The sequence below is a fragment of the Nocardioides silvaticus genome, from assembly GCF_003160695.1.
GTDB lineage: Bacteria > Actinomycetota > Actinomycetes > Propionibacteriales > Nocardioidaceae > Nocardioides > Nocardioides silvaticus.
In genome coordinates this window covers 170,788-192,544 of record NZ_QGDD01000006.1, presented here as the reverse complement: position 1 = coordinate 192,544, position 21,757 = coordinate 170,788, and the positions used below count along the sequence as shown (strand labels likewise).

At 69.4% G+C, this 21,757-nt stretch carries 17 protein-coding genes; 8 read left to right on the top strand and 9 right to left on the bottom strand.

The annotated features are described in order from the left end of the window. Nucleotides 1–3: 3 nt before the first annotated feature. Nucleotides 4–585: a hypothetical protein gene (locus DJ010_RS14395; protein ID WP_158283023.1), complete on the top strand. Its 582-nt coding sequence runs from the start codon at nucleotides 4–6 to the stop codon at nucleotides 583–585. Nucleotides 586–755: 170 nt separating this feature from the next. Here DJ010_RS14395 and DJ010_RS14390 read toward each other — a convergent pair whose 3' ends face one another. The 3 genes from DJ010_RS14390 to DJ010_RS14380 all read right to left on the bottom strand — a co-directional run bounded on the left by DJ010_RS14390 (nucleotide 756) and on the right by DJ010_RS14380 (nucleotide 9,324). Further along, nucleotides 756–2,189, bottom strand: coding sequence for a hypothetical protein (locus tag DJ010_RS14390; RefSeq protein WP_109694931.1), 1,434 nt, complete (start codon nucleotides 2,187–2,189; stop codon nucleotides 756–758). A gap of 234 nt (nucleotides 2,190–2,423) precedes the next feature. After that, nucleotides 2,424–5,639, bottom strand: a complete 3,216-nt coding sequence (locus tag DJ010_RS14385; RefSeq protein WP_109694929.1) for an Ig-like domain-containing protein — start codon at nucleotides 5,637–5,639, stop codon at nucleotides 2,424–2,426. Between the two features lie 526 nt (nucleotides 5,640–6,165). Further along, complete coding sequence (locus tag DJ010_RS14380; RefSeq protein WP_146207356.1) at nucleotides 6,166–9,324, bottom strand: Ig-like domain-containing protein; 3,159 nt, start codon at nucleotides 9,322–9,324, stop codon at nucleotides 6,166–6,168. Nucleotides 9,325–9,620: 296 nt separating this feature from the next. Between DJ010_RS14380 and DJ010_RS14375 the strand changes: the two genes are divergently transcribed. Continuing rightward, nucleotides 9,621–11,201, top strand: a complete 1,581-nt coding sequence (locus tag DJ010_RS14375) for a hypothetical protein (protein WP_146207355.1) — start codon at nucleotides 9,621–9,623, stop codon at nucleotides 11,199–11,201. Between the two features lie 249 nt (nucleotides 11,202–11,450). Here DJ010_RS14375 and DJ010_RS14370 read toward each other — a convergent pair whose 3' ends face one another. After that, the gene (locus DJ010_RS14370) at nucleotides 11,451–12,638 is read right to left on the bottom strand and encodes a lipid-transfer protein (RefSeq protein ID WP_109694923.1); all 1,188 of its coding nucleotides are present in this window, start codon (nucleotides 12,636–12,638) and stop codon (nucleotides 11,451–11,453) included. Next, nucleotides 12,635–13,099: a Zn-ribbon domain-containing OB-fold protein gene (locus DJ010_RS14365; RefSeq protein ID WP_109694921.1), complete on the bottom strand. Its 465-nt coding sequence runs from the start codon at nucleotides 13,097–13,099 to the stop codon at nucleotides 12,635–12,637. Before DJ010_RS14365 ends, DJ010_RS14370 begins: the two co-directional genes overlap by 4 nt. An 88-nt stretch (nucleotides 13,100–13,187) precedes the next feature. On the opposite strand from DJ010_RS14365, the gene DJ010_RS14360 reads away from it, so the two are divergent. Then, nucleotides 13,188–13,877, top strand: a complete 690-nt coding sequence (locus tag DJ010_RS14360; protein ID WP_109694919.1) for a hypothetical protein — start codon at nucleotides 13,188–13,190, stop codon at nucleotides 13,875–13,877. Nucleotides 13,878–13,881: 4 nt separating this feature from the next. Here DJ010_RS14360 and DJ010_RS14355 read toward each other — a convergent pair whose 3' ends face one another. Genes DJ010_RS14355 through mshB form a run of 3 tightly spaced genes read right to left on the bottom strand, consistent with a single transcriptional unit; the run spans nucleotide 13,882 to nucleotide 16,968 of the window. After that, nucleotides 13,882–15,663 carry a VanW family protein gene (locus DJ010_RS14355; protein WP_158283022.1) on the bottom strand — a complete coding sequence of 594 codons (1,782 nt, stop codon included), beginning with the start codon at nucleotides 15,661–15,663 and terminating at the stop codon, nucleotides 13,882–13,884. Nucleotides 15,664–15,673: 10 nt separating this feature from the next. Continuing rightward, nucleotides 15,674–16,048, bottom strand: coding sequence for a hypothetical protein (locus DJ010_RS14350; RefSeq protein WP_109694915.1), 375 nt, complete (start codon nucleotides 16,046–16,048; stop codon nucleotides 15,674–15,676). Continuing rightward, nucleotides 16,045–16,968 (bottom strand): N-acetyl-1-D-myo-inositol-2-amino-2-deoxy-alpha-D-glucopyranoside deacetylase, encoded by a 924-nt coding sequence (gene mshB / locus DJ010_RS14345; protein WP_109695156.1) that lies wholly within the window; start codon nucleotides 16,966–16,968, stop codon nucleotides 16,045–16,047. Before mshB ends, DJ010_RS14350 begins: the two co-directional genes overlap by 4 nt. Nucleotides 16,969–16,993: 25 nt before the next feature. On the opposite strand from mshB, the gene DJ010_RS14340 reads away from it, so the two are divergent. Then, a complete protein-coding gene (locus DJ010_RS14340) occupies nucleotides 16,994–17,944 on the top strand; it encodes a hypothetical protein (RefSeq protein ID WP_109694913.1) in 951 nt (316 codons plus the stop codon). A 604-nt stretch (nucleotides 17,945–18,548) separates the two neighbouring features. Here DJ010_RS14340 and DJ010_RS14335 read toward each other — a convergent pair. Then, the gene (locus DJ010_RS14335) at nucleotides 18,549–18,836 is read right to left on the bottom strand and encodes a hypothetical protein (protein ID WP_109694911.1); all 288 of its coding nucleotides are present in this window, start codon (nucleotides 18,834–18,836) and stop codon (nucleotides 18,549–18,551) included. Nucleotides 18,837–18,854: 18 nt separating this feature from the next. On the opposite strand from DJ010_RS14335, the gene DJ010_RS14330 reads away from it, so the two are divergent. From DJ010_RS14330 to pucL, 4 genes are all read left to right on the top strand, one after another. After that, the gene (locus DJ010_RS14330) at nucleotides 18,855–19,922 is read left to right on the top strand and encodes a hypothetical protein (protein WP_109694908.1); all 1,068 of its coding nucleotides are present in this window, start codon (nucleotides 18,855–18,857) and stop codon (nucleotides 19,920–19,922) included. A 95-nt stretch (nucleotides 19,923–20,017) separates the two neighbouring features. After that, on the top strand, nucleotides 20,018–20,506 hold the full coding sequence (gene uraD, locus DJ010_RS14325) for a 2-oxo-4-hydroxy-4-carboxy-5-ureidoimidazoline decarboxylase (protein ID WP_109694906.1): 489 nt from the start codon (nucleotides 20,018–20,020) through the stop codon (nucleotides 20,504–20,506). A 10-nt stretch (nucleotides 20,507–20,516) separates the two neighbouring features. Further along, nucleotides 20,517–20,837 (top strand): hydroxyisourate hydrolase, encoded by a 321-nt coding sequence (gene uraH / locus DJ010_RS14320; RefSeq protein ID WP_109694904.1) that lies wholly within the window; start codon nucleotides 20,517–20,519, stop codon nucleotides 20,835–20,837. Then, nucleotides 20,837–21,757, top strand: coding sequence for a factor-independent urate hydroxylase (gene pucL, locus DJ010_RS14315; RefSeq protein ID WP_211318798.1), 921 nt, complete (start codon nucleotides 20,837–20,839; stop codon nucleotides 21,755–21,757). Before uraH ends, pucL begins: the two co-directional genes overlap by 1 nt.

Sequence of the window (21,757 nt, the reverse complement as noted above, 5' to 3'; positions counted from 1 at the left end):
GGCATGCTGAAACGACCTCTGGCGCTCCCCCTGGCCTCGCTCCTCCTCGTCGGCTCCCCGCTCCTCGCCGCGTGCAGCGGCGACGACGACAGCGGGGACGGCGACGGGGGGAACGGCTCCGGCGAGGCCGTCGAGGGTGTCGGCGCCAAGCCGGGCGAGGAAGGCGTGCCGGGGCCCGATGAGCCCAACGAGCTGCCGGCATCGTGCCCGTTCGGCGAGAAGGCGCTGAACGAGGAGCTCGGCACGCAGTTCGAGCTGGAGAAGAACTCGTGCGTGTTCGCGTCCAAGGACGGCGCCCGGATCTCGGTCAGTCTCGCCCCGGCGGTCGACAACAAGACCTACGAGGAGACCCGCGCGTCCTACGAGGAGACCGCGGACCAGTTCGCCACGCTCGAGGTGCCCGGCCAGGCGTACGCCGCCTGGAGCGAGGACGAGCTCAACATCACCGTCGGCTACCTCGACAACGCCGGTGAGTACCGCTTCGAGGTGCGGGCCCTGCTTCCCACCGACGCCGGCGCCGAGAGCGTCGAGGACCTCGCCGAGAGCCTCGTCTCCCTCACCGTCGACAAGCGCGACGAGGGGTAACGGGCGCGCTCGGCGCCCCGACGCGCCACGCCAGAGTGGTGGTCGATCTGCATCGACCCGCCGACTCGTGGTGGAATACCCGTGGCACGGTCCGGACCAGTCATCTCGCAGCGACAGGAGAGTTGGCCCGGACCGTGTCCCTTTTGCTGGTCGAGCCTGTCGAGACCCGCTCAGCGCAGACGCAGGACCGGTGACCGCCCAGCGTTGGTGCTAGCCGTCCTGGCGACGACTGCCCGGTAGCGCGTGATCCCGCGACCGTTGCGGTCCTTCACCGCGAACGTCGCCCTGCCGCTCGGGCTGAGCACGCGGTCACGCTGCCGCTTCAGCTCGACCCACCGCCCGTCCCGAAGCGCCTTCAGGTGGACCGGCACCCCTCCGAGCGGGTGGATCGAGGTCGCAGCGACGGTCACGATGTCGCGGTCGCCGTCGGTGGAGTTCGATCTGTTCAGGGACACCGAGACCGCGCATTTGTTGAAGGGGATGGTGGTCATCAGCACGTCCATGACCGGACCGCTCGCGCTGCTCCGGACGACGGCGGTGACGGTCTCTTCCTCCCCGCACTGCTCGTCGGTGCCCTGGAACACATACTGCGCTCGGCCATTCTCCTCGGTGGCGGACGTGTGTGCGTTTCCGGTGTCGGACGCGCGGACGAAGGTGACGGAGAAGGCCGCGAGCGGGTCGCCCTTCCAGTCCATTCCCTCCACCGTCAGCACGATCGGCTCTCCCACCGGCACCGGGGCGCTCGGGTTCAACGGGTCGATCGTGAACCAGCAGCATTCAGGCCAGCCGACGTCGTAGAACGCCTGCTGGAAGCGGGTGGTCGGATCTGCCGGGCTCGGCGTCAGCGAGTCGTCGTACCTGCTGGTGGCGGGGGCGAGGGTCTTCGCGGCGTACTCGAACGTTCCGGCTTCGTCACTGTGGACAACGGCGTCACCGAGGTCGTCCAGGTCGGACGTGGCGATGACCGCGACCGACGGATAGTCGCACAGCTCGTCGTCACCGAGCTCCAGCACGCACTCGATCTCGACATCGACCCCCGCTGCCGGGTTGCCGAACTGGTCCCCCGCGACGATGTCGAATAGGACGCCGCCGAGCGGCACGGGAGAAGGATCCAGCTCGCCGGGGGCGCGGACCACGCTGATCTCGCTCACGTTCAGCGGGTCCGACGAGTCCCACACGAGCGAGTCGCTGGCGTGGAGTCCGTCGAGCTCCGCGTGCACGACCTGGGTGGCGAAACCGTCGTCGTCGAAGCCCAGGTCGCGGCCGATGGTGGTGGTGAAGTCCGCGCTGCCCGCGGCGTCGGTCGACACGGTGATCGTGGCGCCCGAGTCCTCCGGAGTCGGCACGTAGTCACCCATTGCGGGGGCCTTGTCGCCGTTCGAGAAGAACCCGGTTCCGAGAAAGAGCTCGACCTGGACGCCGGCGACGGCATCCCCGAAGGCGTCCTCGACGTGGACGGCGCCGGACTGGTGGGTGCCGGCTGGACCTGCTGTGGCGTTGTCGAAGCTGATGTCCAGTGTCGCGGGGTCGGTGGCCCGGTCCGGGGCGACTGCCGCCCCAGCTGGCGGACCGCTCAGAGCAGCGAACGCGACGACGATCGCCATGATCGGGACGGTTGCAGTGCTGCTCCTCATCGGATACCTCCGGAGCCAGGATCACGGCCCGGGCCCGGGTTGTCACGAGATCGCCCCAAAAACCGGGGCGGTCCGGACCAGGTCATCTCGCAGCGACAGGAGAGCTGGCCCGGACCGCGTCCAGGTTGCACCGGGGTGCAGGTGGAACCTGCCCCGGGTGGCCCGCTAGCTCATCGGGTCCACCCGGGACGGTTCCTGTTGTGACTAGCGGCGCCGCAGGACCTGCGACTGCGCCGAGGCGGTCTTGCTGCCCTCGTCGACCACCGCGCGGTACTTCGTGACCTTGTTGCCGTTGGTGTCCTTCACCGAGAAGGTCGCCGTGCCGGCAGCGGTCAGCACGCGGTCGGCCTGCGGGGTCAGCTCGACCCACTTGCCGCCCTTGCGGGCCATCAGGTGGACACCGACGCCGGTGAGCTTCTGCTCAGCGGTGGCGGTCACCTTCAGGACGTCGCGCTTGCCGTTCTTGGAGTTCGAACCCTCCAGCGAGACGTCGACCTCGCACTTCTCGAAGGTGATCTTCGTGACGAGCGTGGTCACGACCGGACCGTTGACGCTCTCCCGGACGACGGCCGTGACGGTGTCGTTCTCACCGCACTGGTCGTCGCGACCCTCGAACACGTACTGCGCGATGCCGTCCGCGTCGGTGACGAACGTCTGGTCGTTGTCCGAGTCAGAAGTCCGGACGAACTGGACGAACAGCCCCGAGAGGGGGTTGCCCTCCTGGTCATCGGCCTCGACCGTCACCGTGATCGGCTCGTCGACCGGCACCGGGGTGCTCGGGTTCTCCGGGTCGATCGTGTAGGTCGCGCCCTCGGCCGGGTTGACCTTCGGCTCGTACCAGGTCTCCTGGAAGGTGAACGTCGGGTTGTCGTTCACCAGCACCAGGCTGTTGTTGTAGACCTGGGTGTTCGGGCTGGTCGCCTCGGCGAGGTACTCGAACGTGCCCGGCTCGTTGCTGACGAGCAGAGCGTCGCCACCGTTGTCGAGGTCGGACTCGGTGATGATCGGAGCGCCCGTCGGGCACAGGTCGTCGTCACCGAGCTCGAGCGTGCACTCGATGCTCACGTCGACACCCCGCACCGGGTTGCCGAACTGGTCCCACGCGTAGACGTCGTAGAGCACGCCGCCGTTGGTCGGGGCGGGGTCGAGCTGCCCAGCAGTGCGGGTCACCTCGATCTCACTGACGTTCAGCGGGTTGGCCGCGTTCCAGTCGATCGAGTCGCTGTCGGTGGCGCTGTCCGCCTCACCGGTCACCGTCGCGATGACGTGGTTGTCGTCGTCGAAACCGTTGTCACGACCGATCGAGCCCTGGAAGTCGGCGTTGCCGTTGGCGTCGGTCGACACGATGATCGAGTCGCCCAGGCTGTCCGGGGTCGGGTCGTAGTTGCCCGCCGCCGGACCCTCGTAACCGTCGGTGAAGAAGCCGTGGTCCAAGGTCAGCTCGACCTGGACACCGGCGAGGTCGTCACCGAAGGCGTCCTCGAGGTGGAGGTCGCCGTTCTGCAGGTTGCCCGCCGGGCCACCCGTGGTGTTGTCCCACTCGACGTCGAGCACCGCACCGTTCGGGACCTGGGTGGTCACGAAGTCGAGGAAGTGGTCGAACGGACCGTCGTTCCAGTCACCGTCGGGGCTCGGGCCGGCCGCCGGGAGCGACGTGGCGCGGAGGCGAGCACCGAGCTCGGACTCGCTGAGGTCGGTGGACAGGTCCTCGATCTGGGCGCTGAACGAGCCGCCCGCACCGGTCGTCACCTGGTCGTTGCTGACCAGGACCGCGTCACCGGCACCGGTGGGGCCGTCCTCGTCGTACTCCGTGCCGGCGTTGACGTCGAGCTGGATCCGGCGACCGACCAGGCCGGTGCCGTCCTCGAGCACGAGGTTGCCGTTGACCGTCGGGGTCGAGCCGATCTCGGCGACCGTCTTGGCGACGTCGTACTCCACCGCGGCCTCGCCGGCCTTGACGGTCAGCACTCGCTTGGCCGCCACCGGGTGACCCGTGCCGCCGTCGCTGAGCGAGGCCCACAGCTCATAGGTGCCGCTCGGCAGCTGGTTGTCCGGGAAGTCGGCCGGGTCCAGCACCGGGATGTCGAAGAGACCGTTGGCCTCGTTCGCCACCACGTGGCTGTCGCCGTCCTCCGGCTCGACGCTCGGGTCGAACGGGATCCGCTTCCAGAAGTAGGTCAGGTCCTGGTTCACGGCCTGGACGTCGAAGTTGTTGCCGCCCTGGTCCTTGACCTGGACCTTGATGTCGTTGGCGTCGTTCTCGTCGAAGTCGAACGCGAGACCGTCGTTGGACGAACCGGTCAGGTCCGAGGCGAAGCCCGCACCCAGCGTCAGCGGGGTCAGCAGGTCGTTCAGGCCCGGGTCGTAGGCGAACTGGTTGCCCGCGGCGACGTTGGCCACGTACTGCACCGTGCCGTCGTTGACCGACTGGTTGGTGGTCACCTGACCATTGGCGTTCGTCACACCCGTGTTCGTGAAGGTGCCGGGGGCGAGCAGCTCGTCATCGAGGATCCGCACGCCCGCGATCGGCTTGTCGAACTGGTCCAGCGCCGTGACCGTCACCGGAACGTTCTGGTTCGGGTCCGCCGGGTTCGTCGGGTTCGCCGTCACCGTCAGCTTCGTCAGCACCTGGTCGTAGAGGGTGATCGCCTCGGTGTCGCCTGCCGTCGGGTTGGCGTTCGAGGTCGTGGCGCTCAGGACCAGCTCGTCAGGAGCGTTGTACTGGAAGTTCGCCGAAGACATCACCGGAGCGATGTTGTAGACGGTCTTCCACTCGCCACCGGCGATCGGGACGTTGGCCACGTTGATCCGGGTGCCGGTGACCGGCTCGCCCACACCGAGGGTGCCGTTGCCGTTGTAGGAGGCTCGGCCGTTCACGATGATGTTGTGCGCACCGCCCGCGGCCTTCCAGACGCCCACGTCGGTCAGGGGCGCGATGGACATGACGTCCTGGGTGTTGGTCAGGGTGACCGGGACGCCGGCGCCCGGGTGGTTGTTGCCGTCCAGGGTCGAGTGGCCGTTTGCCCGCACGAGCAGGCCCGCCGTCGGGATGCTCAGCCCGGAGTCGGCGACCGGGTTCCACTCACGCGCGAAGGTGCCATCGGCGTTGGGCGAGGTGATGACGCCACCGATGTTGATCCACGTCGCACCGCCGTCAGTGCTGTACTGGAAGCGCATCGTGTCGATGTCGGACGTCCCACCGGCCTCGAGGCCGACGGTCGTGTTGTAACCGTCGTTCTTGACCGTGATCTGGTCCGCGCCGGGGTGGGGACCGTAGAGGGTCACCTTCGCCCCGGCGGGGAAGGCGCTGTCCATCTGATCCATGATCTCGTTCGCGTTGGCTGCCAGTGGCGCCGCCACCGCGACCAAGGCGGAGACGGCCGCTACGGCCAGTCCGCGCCTGATGCCGCTGCTGTTCATTGATTTCCTTTCGCTTCCGCGTTGTTGCGCACGGACGAAAGGGCCGGACCTCGAGGCCGGCTCTTCCCTCCCCAAGGGGAACTCCCTGATCCCCTCGCCGACGGGACATGAATGTCCCGCGCACGGTCGCGATCCTTCGGGATCCGGAGGGGGTCCCGCTATTTGTTGCGAGTTTCTTCCGAGCACTGAATCAATGCACGGCCGACTCAGTTATCAGAGTTGGAAACGCGGCGGCGCGCGCCGGCCGGTGAGCCGATCGACGCGCGCCGAAAACGAGAGCGGTCCGGGCCAAGTCATCTCGCAGCGACAGGAGAGTTGGCCCGGACCGCGTCCGAGTTGCACCAGGTGTGGAGCTGGCCCCCCAGCCGGCCCAGACGCCTGGTGCGTACGCCCAGGGCTGACCGACAGGTCTACCGAGAATGGGGGGTCATGAGTGGGGGACCCCTGACGGGGTCAGGCAAGGACCCTGTCCCGGGTGACCACTGGATCGTGGGTCCACCCGGGACGGGGCCTTGTCGTTACCGGATCAGCGGCGCCGCAGGACCTGCGACTGTGCCGAGGCGGTCCTGTCACCCTCGTCGACCACCGCGCGGTACTTGGTGATCTTCTTGCCGTTGGTGTCCTTCACGGAGAAGGTCGCCCGGCCGGCGGAGGTGAGCACGCGGTCGGCCTGCGGGGTCAGCTCGACCCACTTGCCGCCCTTGCGGGCCATCAGGTGGACCGGGACACCGGTGAGCGACTGCTCAGCGGTGGCGGTCACCTTCAGGATGTCGCGCTTGCCGTTGGCCGAGTTCGAGCCCTCCAGCGACACGTTGACCTCGCACTTCTCGAAGGTGATCTTCGTGACCAGCGTGGTCACGACCGGGCCGTTGACGCTCTCCCGGACGACGGCCGTGACGGTGTCGTTCTCACCGCACTGGTCGTCGCGACCCTCGAACACGTACTGCGCGATGCCGTCCGCGTCGGTGACGAACGTCTGGTCGTTGTCCGAGTCAGAAGTCCGGACGAACTGGACGAACAGCCCCGAGAGCGGGTTGCCCTCCTGGTCATCGGCCTCGACCGTCACCGTGATCGGCTCGTCGACCGGCACCGGGGTGCTCGGGTTCTCCGGGTCGATCGTGTACTCCGCGCCGTCCTGCGGGCGGGGCGACGGCGTGTACCAGGTCTCCTGGAAGGTGAACGTCGGGTTGTCGTTCACCAGCACCAGGTTGTTGTTGTAGACCTGGGTGTTCGGGCTGGTCGCCTCGGCGAGGTACTCGAACGTGCCGGCCTCGTTGCTGACGAGCAGAGCGTCGCCACCGTTGTCGAGGTCGGACTCGGTGATGATCGGAGCGCCCGTCGGGCACAGGTCGTCGTCACCGAGCTCGAGCGTGCACTCGATGCTCACGTCAACGCCACGGACCGGGTTGCCGAACTGGTCCCACGCGTAGACGTCGTAGAGCACGCTGCCGTTGGTCGGGGCGGGGTCGAGCTGCCCAGCAGTGCGGGTCACCTCGATCTCACTGACGTTCAGCGGGTTGGCCGCGTTCCAGTCGATCGAGTCGGTGTCGGTGGCGCCGTCGGCGTCACCGGTCACCGTCGCGATGACGTGGTTGTCGTCGTCGAAACCGTTGTCACGACCGATCGAGCCCTGGAAGTCGGCGTTGCCGTTGGCGTCGGTCGACACGATGATCGAGTCGCCCAGGCTGTCCGGGGTCGGGTCGTAGTTGCCCGCCGCCGGACCCTCGTAACCGTCGGTGAAGAAGCCGTGGTCCAAGGTCAGCTCGACCTGGACACCGGCGAGGTCGTCACCGAAGGCGTCCTCGAGGTGGATGTCACCGTTCTGCAGGTTGCCCGCCGGGCCACCCGTGGGGTTGTCCCACTCGACGTCGAGCACCGCACCGTTCGGGACCTGGTCGGTCACGAAGTCGAGGAAGTGGTCGAACGGACCGTCGTTCCAGTCACCGTCAGGGCTCGGGCCGGCCGCCGGGAGCGACGTGGCGCGGAGGCGAGCACCGAGCTCGACCTCGCTCGGGTCGGTGGACAGGTCCTCGATCTGGGCGCTGAACGAGCCGCCCGCACCGGTCGTCACCTGGTCGTTGCTGACCAGGACCGCGTCACCGGCACCGGTGGGGCCGTCCTCGTCGTACTCCGTGCCCGGGTTGACGTCGAGCTGGATCCGACGACCGACCAGGCCGGTGCCGTCCTCGAGCACGAGGTTGCCGTTGACCGTGGGCGTCGAACCGATCGGCGAGATCGTCTCGTCGGTCGCGTACTCCACCGCGGCCTCGCCGGCCTTGACGGTCAGCACTCGCTTGGCCGCCACCGAGTGACCCGTGCCGCCGTCGCTGAGCGAGGCCCACAGCTCATAGGTGCCGCTCGGCAGGTCGTTGTCCGGGAAGTCGGCCGGGTCCAGCACCGGGATGTCGAAGAGACCGTTGGCCTCGTTCGCCACCACGTGGCTGTCGCCGGTCTCCGGCTCCTCGCTCGGGTCGAACGGGATCCGCTTCCAGAAGTAGGTCAGGTCCTGGTTGGCAGCCTGGACGTCGAAGTTGTTGCCCGCCTGGTCCTTGACCTGGACCTTGATGTCGTTGGCGTCGTTCTCGTCGAAGTCGAACGCGAGACCGTCGTTGGACGAACCGGTCAGGTCCGAGGCGAAGCCCGCACCCAGCGTCAGCGGGGTCAGCAGGTCGTTCAGGCCCGGGTCGTAGGCGAACTGGTTGCCCGCGGCGACGTTGGCCACGTACTGCACCGTGCCGTCGTTGACCGACTGGTTCGTGGTCACCTGACCATCGACGTTCGTCACGCCGGTGTTCAGGAAGACGTTGGGGGCCGCGTCGTCATCGAGGATCCGCACGCCCGCGATCGGCTTGTCGAACTGGTCCAGCGCCGTGACCGTCACCGGAACGTTCTGGTTCGGGTCCGCCGGGTTGGTCGGGTTCGCCGTCACCGTCAGCTTCGACAGCACCTGGTTGTAGAGCGTGAAGCCCTCACCATCGGAGCTTTCCGGCTGCGCGGTGTTGGTGAACGCGGTGATCGCGATCTGGTCGGGCTGGTTGTAACCGAACGGAGCGCTGTTGTAGGTCGGCTCGATGTCCAGGACCGTCTTCCAGCTCGTGCCCGCCGCGAAGTCCTCGCTCGCACCGATGAAGCCGCTCGGCAGGCCCACGCCCACCTCGACGGTGCCGGGGTTGGAACGCGTGCCGCGCAGGATGACGTTGTGGTCGCCGTTGGCGGCCTTCCACACACCCAGGTCGCTGCCCGGCGTGATCGCCACCGAGTCGAACGTGTTGTTGATCTGGGTCAGGAAGTTCGCCGGACCCGGGTGGTTGAGGCCGTCGAGGGTCGAGTGACCGACGGCGCGAACGTCGATCCCGACGACCGGCAGGGTCAGACCGCTGTCGGCGACCGGGTTCCACTCGCGCGAGAACAGGCCGTCGTCGTTCGGCGAGGTGATCACACCGCCGATGTTGATCCAGGTCCCACCACCGTCGGTGCTGTACTGGAACCGCATCGTGTCGATGTCCGAAGAGCCGCCCGCCACCAGCGAGATGGTGGTGTTCTGACCGTCGTTCCGCGTCGAGCCCATGTCGGCGACTCCGCCCAGGCTGTAGAGCGTGACGTGGCTCGGACCGAAGGCATTGTCCTGCTGATCCGTGATCTCGTTCGCATTGGCTGCGAGCGGGAGGAGCCCCACCACAGCCATGGCGCCGACGGCGGCTACTGCCACCCCGCGCCTGATGCCGCTGCTTCTCATTGCTTTCCTTTCGGTTATCCCCGTATGGACGCGCGAAGCCGGGAACACCCGACAGCTGGGAGCGCGCCGTCTCCATCAGGACACAGACGTCCCGAGGGTTCGCCGCGATCTTGGTGGACCGGTGGACGGCTCATCCATTTGTTGCAAAAACGGGCAAAGCCGTGAATCAATCCCGGATCGGGGTGTGTCATGGGAGCCTCTTGCCGCATCGCTCCCAGCACCGCCCGATCAAGAGAGGGACTCGCGTGGCGTCACCCCCCAGCGCTGGCGACCGTCGCTCCCGTGGCCGGCCCCAGCGGCTCCCGAACGACGCGTCACCGATTGCGAGCGACGACTACGAGGGCAACAAACGCCTGGCCTGGTTGCTCGCGACCAACCGGATGCTGGGCCCGAAGACGCGGACCTGCACTCGCGCGGAGTTCGTCGCGATGATGAAGGACCGCGGCATCCGGATCGACTCCAGCCGGATCTCGCGTTGGGAGTCCGGCCTGGAGTACATCTCCCCCACGCTGGTCGAGGCCTACGAGACGGTGTGCGGGCTCCAGCCCGCGCAGATCGGGGCGGTACGACGCGTGCTTGCTCGTGAGGGCAGGCTGCTCACCCGGTCGTCCGAGCGCAACGCGGGGTCGGCCGCCCCGGAGCGGATCGACGAGCTGCTCGACGGCCTGGAGTCCGGTCGGATCCGCGGCGACCAGTGGATCTGGCTGGCCGACCAGCTGCGGCGGTTCCAGAGCATCTACCTGCACCGGCGCACCTGGCAGGACCTGGCTGACCAGCTGGTCGACGAGCTGTCGCGGTCCTCGAGCATCGCCTACCTCGCGCGCTACGAAGCCGCAGCGGCGCTGATGAAGTCGCCGCAGGCGCAGCCCTACCTGTCCAAGAGCGTCGGCCGTTACGTCCTCGACCCCGAAACCCAGGTCATCACCCCGGTGCTCCAGGTTCTGAGCGAGGTCCGCGAACCCGGGGCGAGCGACGTGGTGCTCCGCCTGGTGGGCGCCTCCAACGTCAAGCTGCGCCGCAGCGCGGCGATCGTCGCCGCGGCGATGATCCGGCGCGGCAACCTCGCCCCTGACCACAAGGACCTCGAGCGGCAGGTCGGCCGCGACCTGCTGGACGCGCCGGGGCGCCCGTCGGTCGTCACCCTGGACCTTGCTTCCCGGATGACCGACGCCCAATTCGACCGGCTACGCAGGTCCACCAAGGACGATCGGGTGCGCGCGACCCTGCAGCAGGCCCGCGCCAACCGCGAGCTGGTCGAGCCCGAGCAGGCCCGCCTGCTGGCCGACCACATCGGTCTCCACGCCGAGCTGTTGTGTGCGCGCGCCGCTGCCGACCCCGACCAGATGCTGCGCCGGCTGATCCGCGAGGCCCTCTTCCACGTGCACCGGAGCCGCCGCCACCTGGCGTCCGCGCTCCTGCTCGCCAGCCCCTATGCCGCGGCCATCGGCGAGGTGGTCCTGCGGCTGACCAGCCATGCCGACGAGCGGGTCGCGTCGCCGTGCTGGTCGCTGGTGGGGCGGATGACGCCGGCGATCAGCACCACCGAGCTGGCCGACCTGGTGGCCGCAGAGACCCGACACGAGCTGCTGCCCCGCGCCACGGCGGCCCTGATGTGGGTCGGCTCCGACCTCCCCGAGACCGGGGTCGAGGCGCTGCTCCGCGCCGTTCACAACGGCAGCGGCGATGCGGCGTACGCCGCAATCCTGACGCTCGGCCTTGCCGACCGGCAGCAGGAGCTCGCCGAGATCGCCGAGCGCGGCCCCGACCACCTCGGGCCGTTGGTCCGGTGGGCGGCGGCGCGCGGTCCGGTGGTGACGGAGGGCTGACGGGTGCGGGCGTCTCGATACGTCTGATGGTCGTCGAGTAGGAGCGAGCGCAGCGAGCGTCGTATCGAGACGGCCCAAGCCGAACACCAGGCCCGGGCGTCTCGATACGCCCTCGGCTAGCGCCTCGGGCTACTCGACGACCGAAGGGCTCAACTCGACGACCGAAGGGCTTGACCCGGTCGTCGAGGAGTAGAGCGAGCGCAGCGAGCGACGTATCGAGACGGCGCATGCCGACCGACGACTGGGTCCTCAGCGGGCCAGCAGGACCGAGGAGCCGTGGCCGAAGAGGCCTTGGTTGGCGGTGATGCCGACGCGCGCGCCGTCGACCTGGCGGCCGGTCGCCTGGCCGCGCAGCTGCCAGGTGAGCTCGCAGACCTGGGCCAGCGCCTGGGCCGGCACCGCCTCGCCGAAGCAGGCCAGGCCGCCCGACGGGTTGACCGGGATCCGGCCGCCGATGGTGGTGTCGCCGGCGCGGAGCAGCACCTCGGCCTCGCCGCGCTTGCACAGGCCGAGGTCCTCGATCCAGTCGAGCTCGAGCGCCGTGGAGAGGTCGTAGACCTCGGCGACGTCGACGTCGTCGGGGCCGATCCCCGCCTCCTCGTAGGCCGCCTGGGCGATCGACTCCTTGAACGTCCGCTCCGGTGCTCCGCCGGCGGCGTGGTCGGTCGCCAGCAACGGCATGTCGATGACGGTGTTGGGGAAGGTCGGGGTCACCGTCGAGACGGCCTCGACCCGGACCGGATCGACGAGACCGTGCTTGCGTGCGTAGTCGAGCGAGGTCAGCACGACGGCCGCAGCACCGTCGGAGGTGGCGCAGATGTCCAGCAGGTGCAGGGGATCCGAGACGATCGCCGACCCGAGGACGTCGCCGACCGAGACCTCCTTGCGGTAGCGGGCGTAGGGGTTCTCCAGCCCGTGCTTCGCGTTCTTGACCTTCACCTGCGCGAAGTCCTCGCTGGTCGCTCCGTAGAGGTCCATCCGCCGCCGCGCGTAGAGCGCGAAGTAGGCCGGGTTGGTCATGCCGAGGAGACGAAACCGCAGCCAGTCGGGATCGGTCCACCGCTCCCCCGCGTTCGGCGCGAGGAAGCCCTTGGGCGTGGTGTCGGCGCCGACCACCAGCGCGACCTCCGACAGACCGGCGAGGATCCGTGCCCGCGCGGTGTCGAGGGCCTGGGCGCCGGTGGCACAGGCGGCGTACGACGTCGCGATGCGCGCGCCGTTCCACCCGAGGGCCGAGGCGAACGTCGATCCGGCCACGTAGCCGGCGTAGCCGTTGCGCACGGTCTCCCCGCCGACCACGAAGTCGACGTCGCTCCAGGCGACGCCGGAATCGGCCAGCGCAGCACGGGCCGCGTGCACGCCGTACTCGACGAACGGGCGCCCCCACTTGCCCCACGGGTGCATGCCGACGCCGGCGACCGCCACTGCTGTGCTCACTGGTCGGCCTCCTCGCCGAGCTCCACCACAGGCTTCCAGCGCCAGATGGTGCGCTCACCCGACTCGTCCGCGTAGAGCGTCTCCACCACCAGCTCGGCCTCGGCGCCGACCGCGAGGTCGGCGACGCCGTAGCCGGCAGCGACCTGACCGAGCACGACCAGCCCTTCGGGCAGCTCGACCGCGGCGAGCGCGAACGGCTCGAACGGATCGGTCGTCGGGACGTACGGCGCCGGCGGCTGGTACTGCGCGTCGGTGTAGGACCACACCCGTCCGGTGCGGGACAGCTCGGCGGGCTCGTGGGTCTCCCCGTCGCACGCCGGGTTGCGGCAGAAGCTCGCAGCCTCGGGTGGGGGCGGCGGGAAGACCAGGGTCCCGCAGGTGGTGCAGCGCGACGCGACGAGCCGCGGGTCGTCGCCGGTCGTGAACCAGCCTGCGACCGCGGGCGTGGAAGTCGTCGTCATCGCCTACCTCGGAAAACTAGAACGTGTTCTCATGCTACCGGATGCCGATTTCCCCACCGGGACGGCGTTCGGGCCCTAGCGTGACCCCGTGGCCAACGAGTCCGAGGTGCCGCCGTCCGACTGGCTGCCCGACGCGCGGGCCCCGCGAGGCGGGTCGGCGTCGGAGGAGCAGCGGGACCAGCCGCCGTACGTGAGGATCCTGGTGGTCTACGGCTCGGTCCTCGCTACCGGCATGGGCCTGGCGTGGGCGTTCCTCGCGATGCGCGCGGTTGCCGGCGTCGGCGGCAGTTGCGGGAGCGACGGCACCTACGTGGCAGCGGCGCCATGCCCCGACGGGAGCTGGCTGATCGCGATCGGCATCCCGCTGATGCTGATCGCGATGTTCGTGGGGTCCGGGGTCGGGATGTCGATCGGGGCGCCCGCGCTGCTGCTGCCGATGTGGGGTCTGTTGTTCGGGTCGCTCGGTTGGAACTTCCTCGAGTTCGGGTTCGGCGTCGGCGCCAACGAGGTCGACGTCGGCTTCATCGTCTGCGGCGTGCTCTTCTGGGCGATGGCGCTGCCGGCCTGGTGGGCGATGGCGGTGGCGCTCAAGAAGAACGTGCGGCAGAAGCTGGGCCTGCAGAAGCCGGAGAAGGTCTCGAAGAAGGTCGCGAAGGAGCGCGCCGCCATGTGGAAGGGAGGCTCACTCGAGGGCAGCCTCTGGTGGTGGCTGATCTACACCGTGCTGCTCGCCGGCGGCGCCCTCTTCGGCGCAGCGATCTACGCAGCGGCTGCGTGACCGTTCAGTTCCCCTGGCCCGGCGGCGGTCCGCAGACCACCGAGTCCGCAGCGGTGTAGGCCGTGTGGAACTTCTCGGTGTGGTCGATCTCGCTCTCGCCGTGCTTCCGGAAGATCCGGGTCACGTCGACGTCGAAGCCGGAGTAGCCGGTGAACGGCTCGCAGTCGGGGGTCTGGAGGTAACGAGTCGACGGTGCCCGGTAGTTGTAGCGGCCGCTGGTCTCCGACTCGATGTCCCAGACCTTCGTCGAGAACATCTGCACGTTCACGACGCCCTGGGAGGAGTAGGTGCCGGGCGTGACGGTGGCGTGGATCAGCACGCCGTAGTCGGTGTCGTTGCGGAAGCGCAGGTCGACCGTCGGCCAAGCCACGGTGGCCTCCCGGCCCTCCGGATAGCGGTCGATGTAGAACGAGTGCGGCTTGTGCTCGATGTCCTCGAGGCCGGCGAAGAACATGGCGTTGAACGTCGTCGTCGCCATCTGGGAGACGCCACCGCCGTAGTCCTTGACCAGGACGCCGTTGGAGATGACGTAGCCGATGGTGAAGCCGTTCTCGGCCGTCCGCTCGCCGACGGTCTCGTTGAGCGAGAACGTCTCGCCCGGCTTGAGGATGGTGCCGTCGATCAGCTCCGCGGCGCGACCGATGTTGACGTTGCGGTACTCCGCGTAGGGGTAGTAGGTCGTGAACTCCGAGATCTTGCGCTTGATGCCCAGCGCCTTCGCATCCTTGGTGGTGAAGTCGGCCTCGCGCACGGTGGCCTCGACCTCGCCGGTGCGCTCGCCCTCCGGCGCCGCGAGCAGACCGGTGAAGACCTCCACCACGTCCTCGGGCTCGAACTCCACACCCGGCTTGGCCGGGATCACCTTGGGCTTGCCGTCGACGAGCTCGACGGTGGCGTCGACCGGCTCACCGCTGGACGTCGCGCCCTTGACCAGCTTGGTGATCCGCTTCGCGTCCACCTCAGGCACGAGCTCGCCGTCGGACGGCACCATCGAGAGCGCACCGGCGTACTGCTTCGGCTGGAGCCGCACCTCCGACTTGCCGAAGACCAGCGTCACCGAGGCGGACATCGCCGGGTTGGCGAAACCGTCGAGCGCCTCCTGGACGTCGTCCTCGTCGATGTCGGGTTGTGCGGACGTCACGGTCAGCTCGGCGGAATCCTCGTCGCCGAGGAACGCCGCGGTGATCGCGTCGGCGGCCGCGTCGATGTCGACCGCCTCGCCGGGGACGGGGTCGACCACGTCGACCCGCCCGTCCTCGAAGGTGATCTGCCCGTCCTGGGGCGGGACGCCGAGGCCCTCGGTCAGCTCGGCCAGTCGCTCGGAGAGCAGGGTCTCGTCGACGTCGACGATCGCCTCGATGTCGTCACCACCGGTGAAGTAGTCCCACTGACGGCCGGGGCTCCAGCTGTCGCCGGCACCCGCCGCGTCGACAGTGGCGGCGTAGTCGATCGCCAGGCCGATCTCGTCGGGGCGCACGTCGGCCCCGCGCGTCTCGGACCCTGCCGCCGAGTCGGCGACCTCGACGCGGATCGGTTCCGCGGCCCGGGACCCGAAGGCGTCCTCGAGCTCGGCGATCGCGTCGGCGCGGGTCAGACCTCCGATGTCGACCCCGGATACCGTCGTGCCGCGGGGCACCTTGTCGCCGGCGATCTGGTGGGCCAGCGCGTAGCCGCCGGCCACGAGCAGGAGGAGCAGCACGATCACCAGTACGACGATCTTGCCGCCCATCCGCTCACGCTGCTGCGGGGGCGCGGCGGGCGCCTGGGGCGGGGTCGGCACGGTCACGCTGTGCATCCTAGGAAAGCGGACCAGGCCTCGTGGTAATCGTCGGCTCGGTGGACGGGTGCCGTCGCAGGCCCACGATGCCGCCGCAGAGCACGACGACGCAGCTCGCGAGCAGCAGGTAGCCGAGGGTGTCCGAGGCCACCAGGTAGTCGCCCTCGGGCCGCTCGAAGGACAGGCCGAGCACGGCGGCGTCCCAGCCGATCGCGATCGGCAGCCGTCGCCACCAGCCGCCGGGGACGGCGACCAGGCAGGCGATCGTGGCGGCCACCCCGAGGGCCAGCCCCCACCAGTAGCTGTGCAGGAAGAGCACGCACGTGCCGAGCAGCCCCCCGCCGAGGAGGGCGAGCACGGCGACCGCCGTCCGCCCGACGACTCCCGAGGTCACTCGGCGGGGATGCCGGCGAACAGGTCGGACTCCCAGCCGTCGTCCTCGACCGGCCCGAGCGTGCCCTTCACGAGGCGGAACATCTCCAGGCCCCAGACCTGCTGGCCCTCGTTGTTCGACAGCGCGAAGAACGGGCCGTCGGTCGCGACCTGAGTGGCGTGTGCCCTGAGGGCGGCCATCTTCCGCTCGGTGTAGGCCGAGGCGTCGACCTGGGTGGTGATGTCCTCGTCGTCGAGGAAGAACGGCGGGAGGTAGCCGTCGGGGTCCATCCCCTCGAACGACGTCTCGTCCCCGGCGTCGCGCAGGCGGCGGAGCCCCTCACGGAACCGGCTCTTCGACATCGCCGCCCAGTAGACCTTGGCGATGTCCCAAGCCTCCCCCAGGTCGCGGCGGTACGACGGCGCCGCGGCCAGGAGCGCGGCGTACATCGCGACCCGGTGGGCCTGGATGTGGTCGGGGTGCCCGTAGCCGCCGAACTCGTCGTAGGTCACCAGCACCTGAGGGCGGACCTCGCGGATGACCGGGACCAGGTGGTTGGCGGCCTCGGTCAGGTCGGCGTGCCAGAACGCGTTGTCGTGGATGTCATCCGCAGGGATGGCGTGGCCGTCGTCGTGCCACTTCATGCCGGAGTCGCGGTAGGTGCCGAAGCCCCCGAGGAACCGGTGGTCGGTGACGCCGAGCTCCTTCATCGCTGCATCGAGCTCGCCGCGCCGGTGCTCGCCGAGGCCGTCCTCCTTGTCGGCGGCCAGGTGCTCGAGCTCGGGCACCAGGATCTCGCCCATCTCCCCCGCGGTGCAGGTCACCAACGTCACGCCGCGGCCCTCGTCGACGTACTTCGCCATCGTCGCGCCCTGGCCGATCGTCTCGTCGTCGGGGTGCGCGTGGACGAGCAGGAGCCGGTGTGCCGCGACGTCACTCATGTGGTGCAGCGTAATGATGAGCACCATGCGTCCCGGCCCCCACCTCCGCCGTCCGGTCGTCCTCGTGGGCGTCGCGCTGGTCCTGCCCGCCCTCGCCGGGTGCGGTCTCCTCAGCGGCGGCTCGGAGGTCGAGGAGTCGTTCGAGTACCTCCCGGCCGACGCTGCCCAGGTGCGGTTCGCCGTGAGCGGACTCGACGAGGACGTCGACCAGAGCGAGCTCTCCGCCTACGCCGAGATCCTCGAGGATGCGCCGTTCAACGCCGACGCCGTCGAGTGGGAGGCCGCTGTCACGTGGGACGACGGCGCCGCGACGGTCTGGAAGGTCGACGACGACCTCGACTTCGGCGCACTGGCCGACGACCTCGAGGAGAAGGGCTACACCACCAGCAGTGCCGGCACGATGCAGGTCTACACGGTCGACCTCACCGCGGCCGATGTCGACGGCACCGTCGGCGGGACCTATCCCGTGCCGCTGATGCTCAACGTGCTGCTCGCCGAGGACGAACAGATCGTCGCCACGGCCCGTGGCAAGGCGCCGCTGCTCGACGTCGCAGCGGTCATCGCCGACGACGAGGACTCCCTCGCCGACGACGGCGGGTTCGAGGACCTGCTCGACGCCGCGGAGGACGATCCCGACATCGCCTGGCTCGCACGGGACGGCGACGCGCTGTGCGACGGCATGGTCGCGCGCGGCCTCTTCCTCGCCGAGGAGAAGGACGTCCGCCTGGTCCTCCAGTACGACGACGAGGGCGCGGCCGACGACGACCTCGACGCGCGTACCGAGCTGATCGAGGAGGGCGTCGACCCGATCACCGCTCGGCCCTTCGACGAGCTCGGCGAGTTCGACCTCGAGCGCGACGGCGACCGGATCGTCGTCGAGGAGGACTGGGACGGCGGCCCCCGCGTCGCGTTCCAGGCCGAGCAGCAGCGCGGCGGACCAGGCGCCTGCACGTCCGCCCCGGTCGTCGAGGAGTAGAGCGAGCGCGCTCGACCCTCACCGCGTCTCGATACGCCCTCGCCTAGCGGCTCGGGCTACTCGACGACCGATGAGCGCGGGCTACTCGACGACCGATCCGCTAATTCCGGTCGTCGAGTAGGAGCGAGCGCAGCGAGCGACGTATCGAGACGCCGCAACGAGCCGCTCACCGCAGGCTCCGACCTCACCGCGCCTCGATACGCCCTCGCCTAGCGGCTCGGGCTACTCGACGACCGATGAGCTCGGGCTACTCAACGACCGATGAGCTCGGGCTACTCGACGACCGATGAGCTCGGGCTGCTCGACGACCGATCCGCGAATTTCGGTCGTCGAGTAGGAGCGAGCGCAGCGAGCGACGTATCGAGACGCCGCAACCGAACAGCTCACCGCAGGTTCCGACCTCACCGCGTCTCGATACGCCCTCGCCTAGCGGCTCGGGCTACTCGACGACCGGGAAGCTCGGCTCGGTCGTCGAGTAGGAGCGAGCGCAGCGAGCGACGTATCGAGACGCCGTGGCGTACCGCGTCTCGATACGCCCTCGCCTAGCGGCTCGGACTACTCGACGACCGATGAGCGCGGGTGCTCGACGACCGATGAGTGCGGGCTATTCGACGACCGGGTCGACCGGCGGGCGCTTGATGCGCTTCGGCTGGTCTGGGAGGGGGAGGGGGGCGGCGGGGGTCTCGTCGTCGAGGTCCAGCCAGCCGTCGTACGTCTCGACCAGCATCTCCAGCTGGATCATCGGGGCGTCGGTGACGACCGCCCAGGGGTGGTCCTCGTCGTCGTCCTCGCCGGCCAGCCGCTCGCGGACCACGGTCGCCTCGAACCCGCCGCGGGCGAGCACGAGGGCCGCGGCGCGCGCGTCGTCCTCGTCGAAGAAGATGCCCCTCACGGTGACATCATCTCCTCCGTGGAACAGTCCGCGCCCTTCGGCGTCCACCTGACGCGGTCGGAGGAGAACGTCGCCGAGATCGACGCGCTCGCCGACCTGCTGGCCGAGCACGGCGGCGGCCGGGTCGGCATGACCGGGCTCCTCGGCGACCTGGACCGGCGGATGCGGCGGACCTACCTGCCCTCCACCCGGTTGCTCGGCCGCTTCGTCGACCGGGCGTTGACCTGGGAGCGCCGCGACCGGCGCGACCTGTTCTGGTATCCCCAGGGCATCACGACCTCGGTGCGCACCGATGTCGAGCGGGACGTGCTGGCGACGTCCTGGTACTCCAAGCGCAGCCACGGCTCCCGGATCAGCTTCATCGACCTCGACCGGAAGCGGTACCGGCACGTGCTGCTCGTCGAGCCGACGCTCACCGACCCCTCGACCGGCTCAGGGACCACGGTGGCGCTGAAGCCACTGAAGGCGCACGCCGGCGGGATCGTCTGGCACGGGCCCTACCTCCACGTCGCTGCGACCGGCCGCGGCTTTCTGACCTGTCGCACCGAGGACGTGATGCGGGTGCCTGCGGGGGCCGGGCTGGAGACGTTCGGCTACGAGTACGTGCTGCCGGTGCGGTTCGCCTACCGCTCCGCCAACGACGAAGGCGTCACCCGGCTGCGGTTCTCGTTCATGACGCTGGACCGCAGCACCGACCCGCCGTCGCTCGTCGTCGGCGAGTACGGCAACAGCAAGCAGACCCGGCGGCTGGCGCGCTTCCCGACCGACGCGGCGACCGGTCTGCTCGCCGTCGGCGAGGACGGGATCTCGCGCCCGGCCCTCGACGGCGAGGACCAGCTGACGCGGATGCAGGGCACAGCGGTGGTGAACGGCACCTACTTCGTCACCTCGTCGCACGGGCGGACGTCGTACGGGCACCTGCACGTCGGAAAGCCCGGCGACTTCGCGACGCACCGGTGGGCGACGCCTCCCGGGCCCGAGGACCTCGTCTACTGGCCGAGCACCGACCTGCTGTGGTCGCTGAGCGAGCACCCGGGCCTGCGCTGGGTCTTCGGGATGAACCGGACCCGCCTCCTGCGCCGGTAATCGCCCCTGCAACGTCCGTTTCGGCGTACCTTCACTTCCCGGACCATCATTTCGGCAGGGTTGTCGGGAGTCTCGGGCACGAGGAGGGCGACGGGTTGCGCATCGAGGACTTCAACGGGTTGCCCGCGGACGACGCGGCGGCCCTGGTCCGGGCGTGTGCGGACATCGACGCCTGGGTGGACGCGATCATCGCCCGACGGCCGTACGCCGACGTGGACGCGCTGGTCCTGACTGCCGAGCAGCTCTCCGAGCGGTGGACCGACGCCGACGTCGACCAGGCCCTGAGCCACCACCCCCGCATCGGGGAGCGCGCCACCGGGGCCGGGGCGTCCGCCTCTGCCCGGGAGCAGGCCGGCGTCGATCCCGCCGACGCGGTGCTCGCCGACGAGCTGCGCGCCGGCAACACGGCGTACGAGGAGAAGTTCGGGCGGATCTACCTGGTCCGCGCCAAGGGACGCTCGGGCCCCGAGCTGTTGTCCCTGCTGCAGGAGCGGCTCACCCACGATCCGGCGACGGAGTACGGCGTCATGGTGGGTGAGCTGCGTGAGATCGCGGTCCTCCGCGTGAAGGAGCTGTTCGGATGAGGCGGAACCCATGAGCACCTGCTCGACCCACGTCCTCGACGCCGCGCGGGGGCGACCGGCGTCCGGGGTCTTCGTCACCCTGAGTGACGCCGACGGCAACCAGATCGGGGCCGCCACCACCGACGTCGGTGGCCGGGCGCGTTTCGACCCCGACCTCGGGCCCGGCGTCTACGAGCTCACGTTCGCCACCGGGCAGTGGTTCGAGGAGCAGGACCGGGAGACCTGGTACCCGGTGGTGACGCTGCCCTTCACCGTCGTCGAGGGAGAGACGCACTACCACGTGGCACTGCTGCTGAGCCCGTTCGCGTACACGACCTACCGAGGGTCGTGATGGCCGACCACGTCCTCTCCGACCTCCAGCACGGCAAGGCCGAGTGCCGGGTCGTCAAGGTCGATCGGGCGAGCGAGGTCCATGTGCTGCACGACCTCAACGTCACCACGCAGCTGCGGGGCGACTTCGCGACCGCCTACACCGAGGGCGACAACACCCACGTCCACGCGACCGACACCCAGAAGAACTCCGTCTACGCACTGGCCCGCGAGCACGGGATCACCTCCCCCGAGGCGTTCCTGCTCGTGCTCGCCGAGCACTGGGCCGCGCAGCCGTGGGTCACCGGCACCTGGTTCGCCGCCGAGCAGTTCACCTGGGAGCGGCTCGCTGCCAACGGGCACTCGTTCGTGCGGTCAGGACAGGACACCCGTACCGCCTGGGTGCAGACGTACGGCAGCGTCGATGGCGAAGCGTTCGTGCTCGGCGGCCTGAAGGACCTGGTCGTGCTCAAGAGCACCGGCAGCGAGTTCCACGGCTTCCCGCGCGACCGGTTCACCACGCTCGCCGAGACCGACGACCGGATCCTCGCCACCAGCGTCTCCGCGACCTGGCGGTACGGGTCTCGACAGGCTCGACCTTCACAGGAACAGGCTCGATCAACGGAGGACATCGACTTCGACGCCGCCTACGACGCGGTGCGCGCCGCGCTCCTCGACGCCTTCGCGACCACGCACAGCCTGGCGCTCCAGCAGACGATCCACGCGATGGCGACGGCGGCGCTGGACGCGTGCGCCGACATCGACGAGATCAGGATCGAGTGCCCCAACAAGCACCACTTCCTCGTCGACCTGGCGCCGTTCGGGCTCGACAACCCGGGCGAGGTGTTCTTCGCCGCCGACCGCCCCTACGGGCTGATCTCCGCGACCGTGACCCGCAGCGGCGCCGAGGCCGAGCCGCGCGCGTGGGTGGGCGTCGGGTGA